At 66.5% G+C, this 17,365-nt stretch carries 13 protein-coding genes and 1 tRNA gene; 6 read left to right on the top strand and 8 right to left on the bottom strand.

What is annotated here, in order from left to right:
- Positions 1 to 29 precede the first annotated feature (29 nt).
- The 7 genes from lon to LE190_RS17485 form a co-directional block, all read right to left on the bottom strand.
- Positions 30 to 2,435 (bottom strand): endopeptidase La, encoded by a 2,406-nt coding sequence (lon, locus tag LE190_RS17455; RefSeq protein WP_225239897.1) that lies wholly within the window; start codon positions 2,433 to 2,435, stop codon positions 30 to 32.
- A 271-nt stretch (positions 2,436 to 2,706) separates the two neighbouring features.
- On the bottom strand, positions 2,707 to 3,975 hold the full coding sequence (gene clpX, locus LE190_RS17460) for an ATP-dependent Clp protease ATP-binding subunit ClpX (protein WP_224946031.1): 1,269 nt from the start codon (positions 3,973 to 3,975) through the stop codon (positions 2,707 to 2,709).
- Between the two features lie 170 nt (positions 3,976 to 4,145).
- Positions 4,146 to 4,763, bottom strand: coding sequence for an ATP-dependent Clp endopeptidase proteolytic subunit ClpP (clpP, locus tag LE190_RS17465; RefSeq protein WP_159696901.1), 618 nt, complete (start codon positions 4,761 to 4,763; stop codon positions 4,146 to 4,148).
- Between the two features lie 197 nt (positions 4,764 to 4,960).
- On the bottom strand, positions 4,961 to 6,301 hold the full coding sequence (gene tig, locus LE190_RS17470) for a trigger factor (protein WP_225239898.1): 1,341 nt from the start codon (positions 6,299 to 6,301) through the stop codon (positions 4,961 to 4,963).
- A 31-nt stretch (positions 6,302 to 6,332) separates the two neighbouring features.
- Positions 6,333 to 6,419: transfer RNA gene (locus tag LE190_RS17475), tRNA-Leu, on the bottom strand.
- A gap of 249 nt (positions 6,420 to 6,668) precedes the next feature.
- On the bottom strand, positions 6,669 to 9,755 hold the full coding sequence (locus LE190_RS17480) for an efflux RND transporter permease subunit (protein ID WP_225239899.1): 3,087 nt from the start codon (positions 9,753 to 9,755) through the stop codon (positions 6,669 to 6,671).
- The gene (locus tag LE190_RS17485) at positions 9,752 to 10,927 is read right to left on the bottom strand and encodes an efflux RND transporter periplasmic adaptor subunit (RefSeq protein WP_225239900.1); all 1,176 of its coding nucleotides are present in this window, start codon (positions 10,925 to 10,927) and stop codon (positions 9,752 to 9,754) included. The genes LE190_RS17480 and LE190_RS17485 overlap by 4 nt, the downstream gene beginning before the upstream one ends.
- Before the next feature lie 107 nt (positions 10,928 to 11,034).
- Between LE190_RS17485 and hpnC the strand changes: the two genes are divergently transcribed.
- From hpnC to LE190_RS17515, 6 genes are all read left to right on the top strand, one after another.
- Entirely contained in the window at positions 11,035 to 11,844 is an 810-nt protein-coding gene (gene hpnC, locus LE190_RS17490; protein ID WP_225239901.1) for a squalene synthase HpnC, read from the top strand.
- A gap of 85 nt (positions 11,845 to 11,929) precedes the next feature.
- Positions 11,930 to 12,763, top strand: coding sequence for a presqualene diphosphate synthase HpnD (hpnD, locus tag LE190_RS17495; RefSeq protein WP_225239902.1), 834 nt, complete (start codon positions 11,930 to 11,932; stop codon positions 12,761 to 12,763).
- Complete coding sequence (hpnE, locus tag LE190_RS17500) at positions 12,750 to 14,192, top strand: hydroxysqualene dehydroxylase HpnE (protein WP_225239903.1); 1,443 nt, start codon at positions 12,750 to 12,752, stop codon at positions 14,190 to 14,192. Before hpnD ends, hpnE begins: the two co-directional genes overlap by 14 nt.
- A gap of 54 nt (positions 14,193 to 14,246) precedes the next feature.
- On the top strand, positions 14,247 to 14,399 hold the full coding sequence (locus LE190_RS17505; protein ID WP_224946050.1) for a hypothetical protein: 153 nt from the start codon (positions 14,247 to 14,249) through the stop codon (positions 14,397 to 14,399).
- Positions 14,400 to 14,416: 17 nt separating this feature from the next.
- On the top strand, positions 14,417 to 15,223 hold the full coding sequence (locus LE190_RS17510; RefSeq protein ID WP_225239904.1) for a DUF1700 domain-containing protein: 807 nt from the start codon (positions 14,417 to 14,419) through the stop codon (positions 15,221 to 15,223).
- Between the two features lie 2 nt (positions 15,224 to 15,225).
- On the top strand, positions 15,226 to 16,032 hold the full coding sequence (locus tag LE190_RS17515) for a head GIN domain-containing protein (RefSeq protein ID WP_225239905.1): 807 nt from the start codon (positions 15,226 to 15,228) through the stop codon (positions 16,030 to 16,032).
- Here the strand turns inward: LE190_RS17515 and LE190_RS17520 are convergent.
- Entirely contained in the window at positions 16,016 to 17,263 is a 1,248-nt protein-coding gene (locus tag LE190_RS17520) for a TIGR03862 family flavoprotein (RefSeq protein ID WP_225239906.1), read from the bottom strand. The genes LE190_RS17515 and LE190_RS17520 overlap by 17 nt on opposite strands.
- Positions 17,264 to 17,365: the final 102 nt, after the last annotated feature.

Here is a 17,365-nt window from a genome sequence, read left to right on the forward strand (position 1 = left end):
CGCGCTGGTGCGCGGCGTACGGCTTGCGCTCAGTGCTTGACCACGTCCGACGAAGGGTCGGCCGCCGCCGGCGTCACCGCCACCGCCGCCGGCACCTCGACCAGCGCTTCCGGCTGGCGCTCCAGCGCGACTTCGAGCACCTTCTCGATCCAGCGCACCGGCACGATCTCGAGCTTGTTCTTGACGTTGTCCGGGATCTCGGCCAGGTCCTTCACGTTCTGCTCGGGAATCAGGACGGTCTTGATGCCGCCGCGATGGGCTGCCAGCAGCTTTTCCTTCAGGCCGCCGATCGGCAGCACTTCGCCGCGCAGCGTGATCTCGCCCGTCATCGCCACGTCGGCGCGCACCGGAATCCCGGTGAAGGCCGACACCAGGGCGGTGGTCATGCCGATACCGGCCGACGGACCATCCTTCGGCGTCGCGCCTTCCGGCACGTGGATGTGGATATCGGTCTTTTCAAACGTCTCGGCCTTGATGCCGAAGCGCTGGGCACGGGAACGCACCACGGTGCGCGCCGCCTCGATCGATTCCTTCATCACGTCGCCCAGGGTGCCGGTGCGGATGATGCCGCCCTTGCCGGGCACGTTGACGGCTTCGATCGTGAGCAGGTCGCCACCGACCTCGGTCCAGGCCAGGCCGACCACCTGGCCGATCTGGTTTTCCTTCTCGGCCACGCCGAAGTCGTAGCGGCGCACGCCCAGGAACTTGTCCAGGTTCTTGGCGCCCACCGTGATCTTCTTTTCCGACTTGGTCAGCAGCAGCATCTTGACGACCTTGCGGCAGATCTTCGAGATCTCGCGCTCGAGCGAACGCACGCCCGCTTCACGGGTGTAATAGCGGATGATGTCGCGGATCGCCGATTCCTCGACCTTGATCTCGCCTTCCTTCAGGCCGTTGTTCTTGATCTGCTTCGGCAGCAGGTAGCGCTGCGCGATGCTGGTCTTCTCGTCCTCGGTATAGCCCGACAGGCGGATCACTTCCATCCGGTCCAGCAGGGCTGGCGGAATGTTGAAGGAGTTCGAGGTCGCCACGAACATCACGTCCGACAGGTCGAAGTCGACTTCGACGTAGTGGTCGCTGAAGGTGTGGTTCTGGGCCGGATCCAGCACTTCCAGCAGGGCCGAGCTCGGATCGCCGCGGAAGTCCGCGCCCATCTTGTCGATCTCGTCGAGCAGGAACAGCGGGTTGCGCACGCCGACTTTCGACAGCGACTGCAGCACCTTGCCCGGCATCGAGCCGATATAGGTGCGACGGTGGCCGCGGATCTCGGCTTCGTCGCGCACGCCGCCGAGAGCCATGCGCACGTACTTGCGGCCGGTCGCACGGGCGATCGACTCGCCCAGCGAGGTCTTGCCCACGCCCGGAGGGCCGACGAAGCACAGGATCGGCGCCTTCAGCTTGTCGACGCGTTGCTGCACCGCGAGGTATTCCAGGATGCGTTCCTTGATCTTGTCGAGGCCGTAGTGGTCGGACTCCAGCACCTGCTGGGCCTTTTCCAGGTCGATCGTGACCTTGGATTTCTTCTTCCAGGGCAGGCCGACCAGGGTGTCGATGTAGTTGCGCACGACCGTGGCTTCGGCCGACATCGGCGACATCATCTTGAGCTTCTTGATCTCGGCCTGCGCCTTTTCCAGGGCCTCTTTCGGCATCTTGGCGGCGATCACCTTCTTCTCGAGCTCCTCGATGTCGGCGCCGTCCTCGCCCTCGCCCAGCTCCTTCTGGATGGCCTTGACCTGTTCGTTCAGGTAGTACTCGCGCTGCGATTTTTCCATCTGGCGCTTGACGCGGCCGCGGATGCGCTTTTCCACCTGCAGGATGTCGAGTTCGCCTTCCAGCTGGCCGAGCAGGTGCTCGAGGCGCTTGGTGACATTGAAGATCTCGAGGATCACCTGCTTCTGCTCGAGCTTGAGCGGCAGGTGGGCGGCAACGGTGTCGGCCAGTCGGCCGGCGTCGTCGATGCCGGCCAGCGAAGCCAGGATCTCGGGCGGGATCTTCTTGTTGAGTTTGACGTACTGGTCGAACTGCTGGACGATGGCGCGGCGCATCGCCTCGACTTCGGAATCGTCGCCGATTTCCGAGTCGACCGGGGTCAGCTCGGCCGTGAAATGGGTGGCGCCATCGACGATGTGGTCGATGCGCGCGCGCTGGGCGCCCTCGACCAGCACCTTCACGGTGCCGTCGGGCAGCTTCAGCATCTGCAGAATATTCGCCACGCAGCCGATCTCGTAGATGTCTGCGGCGGAGGGTTCATCCTTGGCAGCGGCCTTCTGGGCAGCCAGCATGATGCTCTTGCCCTGCTCCATGGCGGCTTCGAGCGCCTTGATGGACTTCGGACGGCCGACGAACAGAGGTATCACCATATGCGGGAACACGACCACATCGCGCAGCGGCAGGAGAGGCAGCGTCGTTTGCTCGGTTAATTTCGAAGTTGTCATGGCATACCTTATAGAAACGTGTTGCTGAACTTGGGCACGCGCGGCGCAAATCTCAAGACCGCCGTCGCGAATATATTTTCTACCGGTAAAAGAATGTCCACAGTTGAAAATATAGCCGTTTCAATAAAAAGCGCATTTTCAAATGAAAAAGCCACTGCGCAGGGAGTACCCGCGAGTGGCTTTTCGATTGAAGCCGGCTTCTTATTATGGACTAGTGTACCTTCAAGAATCCGTAGGGCAAGACTTTTGTGACAAGAGTACGCGTCTTTTTTCAGTTTTCGCCGGAGGCTTTTGGCGTTTCGCTGTAAATCAACAAAGGCTTTGCGGCATTCGTGATCGTATTTTCATCGATCACGACCTTGACCACATTCTGCTGGCTCGGCAGCTCGTACATCACATCCAGCAGCGCATGTTCCAGGATCGAGCGCAAGCCACGCGCGCCGGTCTTGCGGGCCAGTGCCTTGCGCGCGATCGCGTGCAGCGCGGCCGGACGGATCTCGAGTTCCGCGCCTTCCATCTCGAGCAGCTTGGAGTACTGCTTGATCAGGGCGTTCTTCGGCTCGATCAGGATCTGGATCAGCGCTTCCTCGGTCAGCTCGTTCAGGGTGGCAACGACCGGCAGGCGGCCCACGAGTTCCGGAATCAGGCCGAACTTGATCAGGTCTTCCGGTTCGGCGTCCATCATGATCTCGCTGGCCGCACGCTCGGTCTGGCTCTTGACGGTGGCGGCGAAACCGATCCCGCTCTTTTCCGAACGGTTCTGGATGATCTTGGCCAGGCCGTCGAAGGCGCCGCCGCAGATGAACATGATGTTGGTCGTGTCGATCTGGACGAAGTCCTGGTTCGGATGCTTGCGCCCGCCCTGCGGCGGCACCGAGGCCATGGTGCCCTCGATGAGTTTCAGCAGTGCCTGCTGCACGCCCTCGCCCGACACGTCGCGCGTGATCGACGGGTTGTCGGACTTGCGCGAGATCTTGTCGATCTCGTCGATGTAGACGATGCCGCGCTGGGCCTTCTCGACTTCGTAGTTGCAGCTTTGCAGCAGCTTCTGGATGATGTTCTCGACGTCCTCGCCGACATAGCCGGCCTCGGTCAGGGTGGTCGCGTCGGCGATCACGAAGGGGACGTTGAGCATGCGCGCAAGGGTCTGGGCCAGCAGGGTCTTGCCGGAACCGGTCGGGCCGACGAGCAGGATGTTGCTCTTGGCCAGCTCGACTTCGTCCTTCTTGCCCAGGTGCTTCAGGCGCTTGTAATGGTTGTACACCGCCACCGACAGGATGCGCTTGGCCGTCTGCTGGCCAATCACGTACTGGTCGAGCAGTTCGGTGATCTCGTGTGGCGTCGGCAGATCGGACTTGGTGCCGGCCACCGACTCGACGTTGGAAGTTTCGTCGCGGATGATGTCGTTGCACAGATCGATGCATTCATCGCAGATGAATACCGACGGTCCCGCGATCAGCTTCTTGACTTCGTGCTGGCTCTTTCCGCAGAACGAGCAGTACAGAAGTTTTTCGCCGCTGGAGGATTTTTTGTCAGACATGGGGCAGGAGTGAGAGTGACTCGGCTAATAAGTTGCTGGAATATAACGCTAATACGGGCACGCAACAAGTGCGCACATGGACATGCTACCCGAAATAAAAACGAAACGCCCGAACGTGCATGCGCCCGGGCGTTTTTTGGCAACACCTGCAGGGTGTCACAAGGCGCTATTTAGGCGCGGTTGGTCAGCACACGGTCGATCATACCGTATTCAACCGCTTCTTCCGCGGACATGAAACGGTCGCGGTCGGTGTCGCGGTGGATCTGCTCGATGCTCTGGCCGGTGTTGTCGGCCATGATGCGCGCCAGGCGCTCGCGCAGGTACAGGATTTCCTTGGCCTGGATCTCGATGTCCGACGCCATGCCCTGCGAACCGCCGGACGGCTGGTGGATCATCACGCGCGAGTTCGGCAGCGAGAAGCGCTTGCCCTTGGCGCCGGCGGCCAGCAGGAAGGCGCCCATCGAGGCGGCCAGGCCGGTGCACAGGGTCGAGACGTCCGGCTTGATGAAGTTCATCGTGTCGAAGATCGCCAGGCCCGCCGAGACGGAACCGCCCGGCGAGTTGATGTACAGCGAGATGTCCTTGTCCGGATTTTCGCTTTCCAGAAACAGCAGCTGGGCCACGATCAGGTTGGCCATCTGGTCGTTGACAGGGCCGACCAGGAAAATCACGCGTTCCTTCAGGAGGCGCGAATAGATGTCATAGGCGCGCTCGCCGCGGCCGCTTTGCTCGACCACCATCGGCACGAGGCCGAGTGCCTGGGTATCCAATGCGGGATTACGAATCATACCTGTCTCGTTCCTTGTAAATAGGGGTTCAGAAATCCAATCTTAGCAGGTGTGCGGGATTTCCACAGACACGTAGGGTGGGCGGCTTCGCTGCCCACGCATCCGGCGCGCCGAAACGTCGCGAGACGCATCGTGAGCCGGAACGCGTGGGCGGGAAACCCGCCCACCCTACGGTCAACCTGAGAAGCCGGCGATGCTCAGCCTTGCGGGTTGCTGCCCATCAGTTCATCGAAAGCGATGGCCTTGCTGCTGACCTTCGCCTTGCCGAGCACGTAGTTGACGACGTTTTCTTCCAATACAAGGGCTTCCACTTCGGCCAGGCGGCGGCGGTCGCTGTAGTAGTACTTCAGGACTTCCTTCGGATCTTCGTAGCTCTGCGCGAAGTCTTCGATCTGGGCCTTGACCTGCTCCTGGGTGGCGTTCAGGCTGTTGTCGGCGACCAGCTGCGACAGGATCAGGCCCAGGCGCACGCGGCGCTCGGCCTTGTCGGCGAACATCTCGGCCGGGAAAGGCATCGCCTTCACGTCCATGCCACGCTGCATCATATCCTGGCGGGTCATCTCGGCCAGGCGTTCCGAATCCTGCTGGATCATGGCCTTGGGCACGTCCATGTCGGTGGCCTTGACCAGGGCGTCCATCACGGCTTCCTTGTTGCGGGCCTTGATGCGGGCGTTGACTTCACGCTCCAGGTTGGTCTTGATGTCTTCGCGCATCTTCTCGACCGAGCCGTCTTCGATGCCCAGCGAACGCGCGAATTCGGCGTCGACTTCCGGCATGTGGGCCCACTCGAGCTTGTTCAGGGTGATGGTGAACTCGGCGGTCTTGCCGGCGACGTCCTTGCCGTGGTAATCCTCCGGGAAGGCCAGCGGGAAGGTCTTGCTCTCGCCCACTTTCAGGCCGATGGTGGCGGCTTCGAATTCCGGCAGCATGCGGCCTTCGCCGAGCACGAAGGCGTAGTTCTCGGCCTTGCCGCCAGCGAATTCCTCGCCGTCGATCTTGCCGACGAAGTCGACGGTCACGCGGTCGCCGTTGGCGGCCACCGGCTCGCCGCCGTCGCCGTGCTCGCCTGCCTCACCCTTGGTGTGGTAGTGCACGCGCTGCTTGCGCAGGATGTCGATGGTCTTGTCGATCTCGGCATCGGTCACGTCGGCCGACACGGTTTCGACTTCCATCGCGGCCAGGTCGCCGACCACGACGTCCGGGTAGACTTCGAAGGTCGCGTCGAACGCCAGCATGCCTTCCGGGGCGTCTTCTTTCGGTTCGATTTTCGGGAAGCCGGCAACGCGCAGCTGGTTCTCGTTGGCGGCGTCGTTGAACGCGCGGCCGACCTTGTCGTTCAGCACGTCGGACTCGATCTGGTAGCCGTATTGGGCAGCGACCATCTTGATCGGCACCTTGCCTGGACGGAAGCCCGGGGCCTTTGCCGTCTTGGCCTGCTTCTTGAGGCGCTTTTCGACCTCCGTACGGACGTCAGCTACCGGAAAAGTGATCGTCAAGCGACGCTCGAGTTTACCCAGGGTTTCGACTGCAGTTGCCATTATAAAAATCGTCCAAAAAAATAATTATTCGTGGTGCGAGGAGGGGGACTCGAACCCCCACACCATTGCTGGCGTCAGGACCTAAACCTGGTGCGTCTACCAATTTCGCCATCCTCGCGGAAGGATTGCATTTTTGCCTCAAAAACAAAGGGCGCCCGACAGTGAAACCGGCCGCCCTGCACTCCTCTGTTTAGGGGCTACAACTTCAAACGATTATTTTACTGGATTTTCTGACACTATTGGGCGGTTTTTTGCTTGCCGTGCGGCGGGGCTTGCTCATCCATATAAGGGAATAAACCGCCCGGCCATCGGGCACGGGCGGGTCGAACGCGCGGGCGGGAGAGCCGTCCACGCGCCGAACAGCGTTTTAGGACGACGGTTTCCTGACGCGGAACCAGGCGGCGTACAAGGCCGGCAGGAACAGCAGCGTCAAGGCGGTCGCCACCAGCAGTCCACCCATGATGGCCACGGCCATCGGCCCCCAGAACACGGAGCGCGACAGCGGAATCATGGCCAGGGCCGCGGCCGCGGCGGTCAGCAGGATCGGCCGGCAACGGCGCACGGCCGCCTCGACGATCGCGTCCCAGGCCGGGACGCCGTTCGCGATATCCCCCTCGATCTGGTCGACCAGGATCACGGAATTGCGGATGATCATGCCGAACAGGGCAATCACGCCGAGGTTGGCGACGAAGCCGAACGGGCGGCCGAACACCAGCAGCGCCATCGCCGCGCCGGCGATTCCGAGCGGGCCGGTCAGGAAGACCAGCAGCGAGCGCGAGAAGCTGTGCAGCTGCAGCATCAGGAGCGTGAACACGATGAACAGCACCAGCGGCACGTTGGCCATGATCGAGGCTTCGGCATCCGAACTGTCGGCCGCGGCGCCCTCCACGGTGACCTCGTAGCCAGCCGGCAGGCGCGCGCGCAGGGCGCCCAGCCGGGCATCCACCTGGCCGGTCACGGTCGGTCCCTGGATGCCGGCGACCACGTCGGACTGCACCATGATCGCCCAGGCGCGGCCCTCGCGCCAGACCACGCCCGGCTCCCACACGAAGGCGATGCGCGCCACCTGCCCGACCGGCACCGCGGCGCCGGAAGCGGTCGGCACCAGCGCTTCCGACAGGCGCGAGATGGTGTCGCGCTCGGCCAGCGGCTGGCGCACCACGATGTCGATCAGGCGGTTGGTCTCGCGGAACTGGCCGACCGGCGTTCCGCTCAGCGTCGTGTGGATCACGCGCCGCACCGCCTGCGAGGTCACGCCCAGTGCGCGCAGCTTGTCCTGGTCGAGGTCGAGACGCAACACCTTCACCGATTCGTTCCAGTTGTCGTTCACGCCCACCGTGTTCGGGTTGGCGCGCATGATGCCCTTGACCTCGTCGGCCACCCGGCGCACCACGCCGATGTCGGGCCCGAGCACCTGGAACTGCACGGGATAGGCCACCGGCGGGCCGTTCGGCAGCAGCTTCACGCGCCCGCGCACTTCCGGGAAGTCGTTGCGGAACACTTCCTCGATTTTTTCGCGCAGGACGTCGCGCGCCTCGGCATCGCGCGGGAGCACCATCAGCTGCGACACGTTCGACTGCGGGAAGATCTGCTCCAGCGGCAGGTAGAAGCGCGGACTGCCGGTGCCCACATAGCTGGTCACGCTCTGCACCCCTGGCTGGCGCTGCAGGAAGCCTTCGAAGCGCTTCACGACTGCTTCGTTGGCGGCGAAGCTGGTGCCCTCGGGCGACCACAGCTCCACCATCAGCTCGGGTCGGCTGGAATCCGGGAAAAACTGTTTTTCGATGAAGTTGAAGCCGAACACGCCCAATCCGAACACCGCCAGGCTGAGCGCGATGGTGGTCTTGCGCCACTCGACGCACCAGCGCACCACGCGCCGGAAGCGCTCGTAGCCCGGGGAGTCGAACACGTCGTGCGAAGACTCGCCCTGCCCGTGCGGCCTGACCCGCAACAGCACATAGCCGATGTAGGGCGTGAACACCACTGCCGCCACCCAGGAGATCAAGAGCGCCAGCGCGTTCACCGAGAACATGGTGAAGGTGTACTCGCCGGCCGCCGACTTGGCCAGGCCGATCGGCAGGAAGCCGGCGGCCGTGATCAGGGTCCCGGTCAGCATCGGCATCGCGGTCGAGGTGTAGGCGAAGGTGGCGGCCTCGAAGCGCGACAGGCCCTCCTCCATCTTGCGCACCATCATCTCGACCGCGATGATGGCGTCGTCCACCAGCAGGCCGAGCGCGATGATCAGGGCGCCCAGCGAGATCTTGTGCAACGAGATATCGAGCAGGCGCATGAACAGGAAGGTGATCGCCAGCACCAGCGGGATGGTCAGGGCCACCACCAGGCCGGGGCGCACGTCGATGCGCAGCCTGGGCTTGGTGTGCAGGCCGAGCGCGACGAAGGACACGGCCAGCACGATGACCACCGCTTCGACCAGCACCTTGATGAATTCGTCGACCGAGGCGGTGACCGCGCGCGGCTGGTCGGCCACGCGTTCCAGCTCGATGCCGACCGGGAGCTGGGCGCGGATCCGCGCCACCGTCTTGTCCAGGCCCTTGCCCAGCTTGATGATGTTGCCGCCCTTTTCCATCGACACGCCCAGGCCGACCACTTCCTTGCCGTTGAAGCGCATCTTGTCGCGCGGCGGGTCCTGGTAGCCGCGCGTGACCGTCGCGAAGTCGCCCAGGCGGAAGGTGGTCGCGCCGGCGCGCAGCTGCAGGTTCTCGAGCTGCTCGGCCGATTTCAGCGCGCCGCTGACCCGTACCCGCAGGTATTCCAGCGGCGTCACCAGGAGGCCGGTGGACTCGACCCCGTTCTGGGTCGCGATCTGGTTGACGATCTGTTCGAAGGGAATCCCGAGCTGGGCGAACTGCTTGCTGGAGAACTCGATGTAGAGCTTTTCTTCCTGCACCCCGAACTGTTCGACCTTGGACACGAGCGGCACCGCCAGCAGCTGCTGGCGCACGAAATCGGCGTAGTCGCGCATTTCGGCCGGCGTGAAGCCATCGCCCGACAGGGCGAAGATCGAGCCGTAGGTGTCGCCGAACTCGTCGTTGAAGAAGGGGCCGAGCACGCCCTGCGGCAAGGTAGCGGCCATGTCGCCGATCTTCTTGCGCACCTGGTACCAGGCCGGCGCCGTCTCGCCAGGGGGCGTCGATTCGCGCAGCTCGATGACAATGGTGGTCTCGCCCGGCTTGGAAAAGCTGCGGATGCGGTCGATGTAGGGCGTTTCCTGCAATGTGCGCTCGAGCGGGTCGGCCACCTGCTCGGCCATCTGGATCGCGGTGGCGCCCGGCCAGGCGGCGCTCACCACCATCGCGCGGAAGGTGAAAGGCGGATCTTCGTCCTGGCCCAGCTGCTGGTAGCTCAGGATGCCGCCGATCAGCAGGGCGGCGATCAGGTAGCGGGTCAGTGGAATGTGTTCCAGCGCCCAGCGCGACAGGTTGAAGCCCCTCATTGGCCGGCCCCGGCAGCTTCGGCCTCGGTATCGGCGCGGCGCGCCACGTCGGCGCTCAGGATGCGCACCTTCTGGCCCGGCTGGAGCAGGTGCACGCCGGCGGTCACCACGGTCTGCCCGGCCTGCACGCCCCCCTGCAGCAGGATGTCGTTGCCTGCCTGGCCCGCCACCTGCACCCGGCGCAGCTGCACCGTACGCACGTCGCCGTCCTTGCCTTCCACCACCCAGACGCTGGTGGCGCCCTTGTCCTGCACCAGGGCGCTGAGCGGCACCCGCAGCGCGTCCGGCCGGGCGGCCGGCGCCGCGATCGCCACGGTCGCGCTCATCCCCAGGCGCACGTCGGCGCCGGGCGGCAGCGCCACCTTGACGGCATAGGTACGGGTGGCCGGGTCGGCTACCGGCGCCACTTCGCGGATCGTGCCGGCCAGTGCCGCGCCGGGGCGGGCCCACAGGCGCACCTCCACCGTGCCGGCCTGGCGCAGCGCATCGATCCGGTCTTCCGGAATGCCGATCACGACTTCCTTCTCATCGGTGCGGGCGACCCGCACCACCGGCGTCCCGGCCGCGACCACCTGGCCGACTTCGGCATCGACCGCGGTCACCACGCCGTCGGTGTCCGAGGCGAGGCTGGCGTAGCCGGCCTGGTTCGACTGGCCGCGCAGGCCGGCACGCGCCGCCTCGACCCGGGCCTGGGCCGCACCCAGGGCCGCCCGCTTGGCGTCGAGCACGGCCTGGCTGACGAAATTCTGCGCCCGCAGCTGCTGGTGGCGCTGGTAGTCGGCGCGTGCCAGGTCGCGCTCCGTCTCGGCGGCGCGCAGGCTGGCGCTCGCCTCGGTTTCGGCCAGGCGCAGGTCCTGGGGGTCGAGCCGCACCAGCACCTGGCCCTTGCGCACCACGCTGCCCACCTCCACCTTGCGCTCGATGATCTTGCCGCCGACCCGAAAACCGAGGCGCGACTCGTAGCGCGGCCGCACGTCGCCCGAGAACTCGACGCGCTCCGCCGCGCCGCCCGCGGCCAGCTGGATCACGCGCACCGGGCGCACCTCCTGCGGCTGGGGCGTGCGTTCGCCGCAGCCAGACAGCAGGGCCAGCACCACCGGCAGCAGGGGCAGCAGGCGCGGCGACTGAACCTTGACGCGGCGGGACGAGAACGAGAAGGGTCGAGCGGACATGGCTTCCTCTGTCATAGGTTTTGCCAATCAGAAACTTGGCATTTGTAATTGAGCAATTATAATCAGCGAAATCGCCAGCAATCCGAGATTAGAGTCAACAGTCAAATATGCCCGTCGAGCATTACGAGAACTTCCCGGTCGCCTCCTTCCTGCTGCCGCGGCGCCTGGTGCCGGCGGTCGAGGCCATCTATGCGTTCGCCCGCAGCGCCGACGACATCGCGGACGAGGGCGATGCCAGCGCACCGGAACGCCTGGCCGAACTGGACCGCTACGGGCGCGCACTGGACGCCATCGACGCCGGCGCCACGCCTGGCGACCCGCTGTTCGCCCGCCTGGCCGGCGTGGTACGGGCCTACCGGCTGCCGCTGGAACCGTTGCACGACCTGCTGTCGGCATTTCGGCAGGACGTCGCCACCAGCCGCTACCCCGACTATGCCGCCCTGCTCGACTACTGCCGGCGCTCCGCCAACCCGGTCGGGCGCCTGATGCTGGCCCTGTACGGCGCCACCGAGGAGCGCAACCTGCGCGATGCGGACGCGATCTGCACCGCCCTGCAGCTCATCAACTTCTGGCAGGACGTCGCGATCGACCTGGCCAAGGGCCGCATTTACCTGCCGCTGGAAGACCTGGCGCGCCATGGCATCGGCGAGGACGAATTGGCGGCCGGGCCGGCCACGCCGGCCTGGCGCGCGCTGATGCGCTTCGAGGTCGAGCGCGCGCGCGCCCTGATGCTCAGCGGTACGCCGCTGGTGCGGCGCCTGCCGGGCCGCATCGGCTGGGAACTGCGGCTGATGGTGCAGGGAGGGCTGCGCATCCTGGAAGCCATCGAACGCGCCGAGTACGACGTGTTCCGGCGCCGCCCCACCCTGGCCGCGGCCGACTGGCTCGTGGTGGGCTGGCGCGCGCTGCGCATGTAGTCCCTCGCATGCAGGTCCCGTCTCTACCTGGCGCCCCCCGTATCGGCTAAGATAGCGGATTCGCCTCAGCAATAATAAAGATTCCATGTCTCCCGACGAATACTGCCAGCAAAAGACGGTCCAGAGCGGCTCCAGCTTCTATTACAGCTTCCTGTTCCTGCCGCCCGAGCGCCGGCGCGCGATCACGGCCCTGTATGCCTTCTGCCGCGAGGTGGACGACACGGTCGACGAGACCTCGGACGCCTCGGTGGCGCGCATCAAGCTGGCCTGGTGGCGCACCGAAGTCTCGACCATGTATACCGGCACGCCCACCCACCCGGTGACCCAGGCCCTGCAGCCGCACATCGCGCCTTACGGGCTGGAGCAGCAGCACCTGCAGGCCATCATCGACGGCATGGAAATGGACCTCGACCAGAGCCGCTATCTCGATTTCCCGAACCTGGAACGCTACTGCTGGCGGGTGGCCGGCGTGGTCGGCATCCTGTCGGCCAGCATCTTCGGCCATACCAACCCGCAGACCCTGGCCTATGCCGAGAAGCTCGGCCTGGCCTTCCAGCTGACCAACATCATCCGCGACGTCGGCGACGACGCGCGCAAGGGCCGCATCTACCTGCCGGTGAACGAACTGCAGCGCTTCAACGTGACCGCCGCCGACATCCTCAATTTCCGCCACAGCGAGAAGTTCGAGGCCCTGATGCGCTTCCAGAACGAGCGCGCCCAGCGCACCTACGACGAGGCGCTGGCCCTGCTGCCGAAGGAAGACCGGCGCGCCCAGCGCCCGGGCCTGATGATGGCTGCGATCTACCGCACCCTGCTGGACGAGATCGCACGCGACGGCTTCCATGTGCTGAACCAGCGCATCTCGCTCACGCCGCTGCGCAAGCTGTGGCTGGCGTGGAAGACCTATGTCCGCACCTGAGGGCGGATGGCGGGTACTGGTGGCGGGCGGCGGCTGGGCCGGCTGCGCCGCCGCCGTCGAACTGGCCGCCCGGCATGGCGGCGCCAGCGTCACGCTGGCCGAAAGCGCGCGCAGCCTGGGCGGACGCGCGCGCGCGCTGCAGGCCGGCGGCGCGGCGGGAGACACGCTCCTCGACAACGGCCAGCACATCCTGCTGGGCGCCTATGGCGAAACCCTGCGCATGCTGCGCCAGGTCGGCGTCGACCCGGCCCAGGCCCTGCTACGCCTGCCACTGCAGATGCGCTATCCGTACGCGCCGCCGGACGGCAGCGGCGGCATGGATTTCGTGGCGCCGCGCTGGCCCGCGCCCTGGCACCTGGCGGGCGCCCTGCTGCGCGCCCGCGGCCTGGCGCGCGCCGACAAGCTGGCGCTGGCGCGCTTTGCCAGTACCGCGCGCCGCATGGGCTGGGTGCTGTACCACGATTGCCCGGTCGAGGAACTGCTCGACCGTTTCGACCAGACCCCGCGTGTGAAACGCCTGCTGTGGCACCCGCTGTGCATCGCGGCCCTGAACACCCCGCCCGAGCGCGCCTCGAGCCAGGTGTTCCTGGCCGTGCTGCGCGACAGCCTGGGCGCATGGCGCCGCGCGGCCTCCGACATGCTGCTGCCGCGCCTGGACATGGGCGCTCTGTTCCCGCAGGCGGCGGCGCGCTATCTCGAAGGGCGCGGCGCCACGGTCATGACCGGCTGCCGGGTCGGTGCGCTGACGCCACCGGCGCAGCCCGGCGGCAGCTGGCGCGCCCTGCTGGCCGGCCAGGAAGCCAGCTTCGACGCAGTGGTACTGGCGACACCGGCCAGCGTGTCGGCGTCCCTGCTGGCCCCCCTCGAACCGGCGCTGGCTGCGCGGCTCGGGGCCCTGGACTACGAGCCGATCGCCACCTGCTACCTGCAGTACGACACCACGCTGCGCCTCGACCTGCCCTTCTACGCGCTGCTGGACGATCCGCCGGCCGGCCGCTGGGGCCAGTTCGTGTTCGACCGTGGCCAGCTCGACGCCGCCCAGCCCGGGTTGCTGGCGGTGGTCGTCAGTGCCGCGGGCGAGGCCGCCCGGCTCGACCAGGACGCGCTGGCCGCGGCCATCGCCGCACAGCTGGCGCAGGACCTGGCCCGCCCGGCGCTCGCCGCGCCGCGCTGGAGCCGCGTGATTACCGAGAAGCGCGCCACCTTTGCCTGCACCCCGGGCCTCGACCGGCCGGGCGTCGAGACGGCGCTGCCTGGCCTGGCGCTGGCCGGTGACTATACCGCCAGCGACTATCCCGCCACGCTGGAGACGGCTGTGCGCAGCGGCGCCGCGGCGGCGACGGTTATCGGCGCCTACCGCACCCTGGCCCTGGAAAAGCGCAGTTTGTCGCACACCGATGGCGCGGCCGCGCCGGGATCCGTAAGGTGACAGCATCGAAGCACGCCCCGTGAACCGGGGCCCAACCCTTACGGATCGAACATCATGAACAACATCCAGCTCGGTTTGCGCACCCTGGCCCTGGTGCTCCTGGTGGCCATCAGCACCGCCATCCTGGTGCATCCGGAACTCATCGGCGGCTCGGGGCCGCAAACCGCGCAGGCGATCGGCACCATCCCGGTCCTGGCACATCACTGACTGGGAAACTTCTGCACATGGGCAAACTGGAATATCTCGACGCGCTCAAGCGGGCCATGGCGGGCCTGCCGCCGGAAACACAGGCCAAGACCCTGGCCTGGTACGAGCAGCGTTTCGTCGACGGCGCCGCGCTCGGGCGCAGCGAAGACAGCATCGCCGAAGAGCTGGGCGATCCGCGCAAGGTCGCGGTGACGCTGCGCGCCAACACCCACATGGAGGCCTTCGCCGCAAAGAAGTCCCCGGCCAATGCGCTGCGCGTGATCGTGGCTGGCGCCGGCCTGCTGGTGTTCAACCTGTTCATGGTGATCCCGGCCGCCGTCTTCGGCGCGCTGCTGGTCGCGATCTACGCCAGCGCGCTCGGCTTTTATGTCTCGGGCATCGCGATCACGGCCAGCGGCCTGGCCGGCGCCAGCGAGCTGGTGCTGAACAATCCGCTGCACCGGATCGAGATCCTGGAAAACGGCGAACGGCGCGAAACCACCGGCACCGTGCGCACCCGCGTCTCGATCGGCCAGCAGGGCATCCAGATCTTTGGCGACGAGGATCCCGACCCGGTCCCGGACCAGGATGAGGCGGGGGCCGGCTCGCGCGCAGGCTCAGGCTCGAGCGTCGTGATCCGGCGCGCCGAGAAGGTGGCCGACGCCGGCATCCAGATCAACACCGACATGGACGGCGAATCGCGCACTACCCAGACCTTCGTCGGTCTGGGGATGGTGGTGGGCGGGATCCTGCTGTTCCTGCTCTCGCTCGTGATCACCCGCTATACCTTCATCGGCCTGAAGCGCTACCTGAAGATGAACCTGTCGCTGCTGAGGGGAGCATGAGCATGCGCGCACTCCTGAGAGTCGGGTTCAGCCTGCTGCTGCTGGCTTTTGTGCTCATCGGCCTGAGCTACGCGATGCTGCGCACCAACGGGGTGTCGTCCGCGGCCGAGGGACGGCAGATCGAGAGCGAGATGCGCACCGTGCCGGAAGGCGTGAACGCGGTCGACCTGGATGGCCCGATCGACCTCACCCTGCGCTACGGCGCCACGCCATCGCTGAAGGTGCGCGGCGAAGCGCGCCTGCTCGACAACGTGGACGTCAGCAAGGAGGGCGAAGTGCTGCACATCGGCATCCGCGGCATGGTGCTGGGCCACCGCCGCCCGCTCCAGGTGGAACTGGTGCTGCCCGCCCTGGAAGCGATCACCGTGGACGGGCGCGGCGACAGCACGGTCAACGGCTTCTCCGGCGAGCGGATCGAGGTGCGGATGGAAGGCGGCGGCAGCCTGCGCTTCAACGGGCGCTTCCGCGAAGTCGACGCGGCCCTGAGCGGCAACGGTGAACTCGACCTGAATGCGGGCGCCGGTATCGAACGCCTCGACGCCGCCCTCACCGGTTCGGGCCATTTCACCGTGGTCGGCAGCGCCCGCGAACTGCATGCCAGCGCCAGCGGCTCCGGCGAGCTCGATGCGCGCCACCTACGCGCCGAACAGGTCCACGTGAGCCAGACCGGCTCGGGACACAGCACCGTGCATGCGCGCCAGAGCGTGGTCGCCTCGATTTCCGGCAGCGGCGACATCGACGTCACCGGCAACCCGGCCGAGCGCAGCGTGAGCCGCACCGGCAGCGGCGCGGTCAGTTTCTCCGACTGAGCCAGTCCAGCGCGGCGCGCCCGGCGGCGCGCCCGCTGCCGAAGCAGGCGGTGAGCAGGTAGCCGCCGGTCGGCGCCTCCCAGTCCAGCATTTCCCCCGCCACGAACACGCCCGGCAGCGCACGCAGCATGGCGCCATCCTCGGCCAGGTCCTCGAAGCGCACTCCGCCCGCGCTGCTGATCGCCTCGTCCAGTGGCCGGGTGCGGCGCAGAACCAGGGGCAAGGCCTTCAATGCCGCCGCCAGCCGCGCCGAATCCGCATACTCCTCCTTCGACAGGCATTCGTGCAGCAGGCCCGCTTTCACGCCCTTGATGCCGAGCCGTCCCCCCAGGTGGCTGGACAGCGAACGCGAGCCGCGCGGGCGCGCCACCTCCGCCGCCACCCGCGCCGCGTCGAGGTCGGGCAGCAGATCGAGCCAGATGGTGGCGCTGCCCGTGCGCGCGATCTGCTCGCGCAGCGGCGCCGACAGGGCGTACACCAGGCTGCCTTCGATGCCGGTTTCGGTGACCACAAACTGGCCCTGGCGGCGCTGCAGGGCGCCGTCGGGATCCTGCCAGGCGATCGCCACCGTGCTCAAGGGTGCGCCGGCATGGCGTTCGCGGAAATGCGCGCTCCAGTCCAGCTCGAAGCCGCAATTGGCGGGCCGCAAGGCCGCCACCTGCACTCCGCGCCCCGCCAGGATGCCGGCCCAGGCGCCGTCCGAGCCGAGCCGCGCCCAGCTGCCACCGCCCAGGGCCAGCACGGTGGCGCCGGCCTCCAGCAGCAGCTCGCCCTCCGGGGTGGCGAAACGCAGCTGCCCGTCCTGCCAGCCGAGCCAGCGGTGCCGCATGTGGAAGCGCACGCCCGCTTCGCGCAGCCGGTGCAGCCACGCGCGCAGCAGGGGCGCCGCCTTCATGTCGGTCGGGAACACGCGGCCGGAGCTGCCGACGAAGGTATCGATGCCGAGGCCATGGATCCAAGCGCGCACTGCCTGCGGGTCGAAGTCCGCCAGCCAGCGCGCCACCTGTGTTTCGCGCTCCCGGTAGCGGCTGCGGAAGGCGGACAGGTCCTCGGAATGGGTGATGTTCATGCCGCCTTTTCCGGCCAGCAGGAACTTGCGCCCGCTCGATGCCATGGCGTCGTAGACATCCACCTGCACACCGCCGGCCGCCAGGACTTCGGCCGCCATCAGGCCGGCGGGACCGCCGCCGATCACGGCGACACGTTGGGAAGGGCTGGAATGCTGGTTCATCGGGACGCTAATCGAAGCAAGGGAGCGGCATTGTAGTCGAGATTGCGGCCCGCATAACAAGTGCGGCGGCCACCTGGGTAGCGCCGTCATGTAAAGTAAGCT

Source organism: Massilia hydrophila, assembly GCF_020208145.1.
GTDB lineage: Bacteria > Pseudomonadota > Gammaproteobacteria > Burkholderiales > Burkholderiaceae_D > Telluria > Telluria hydrophila.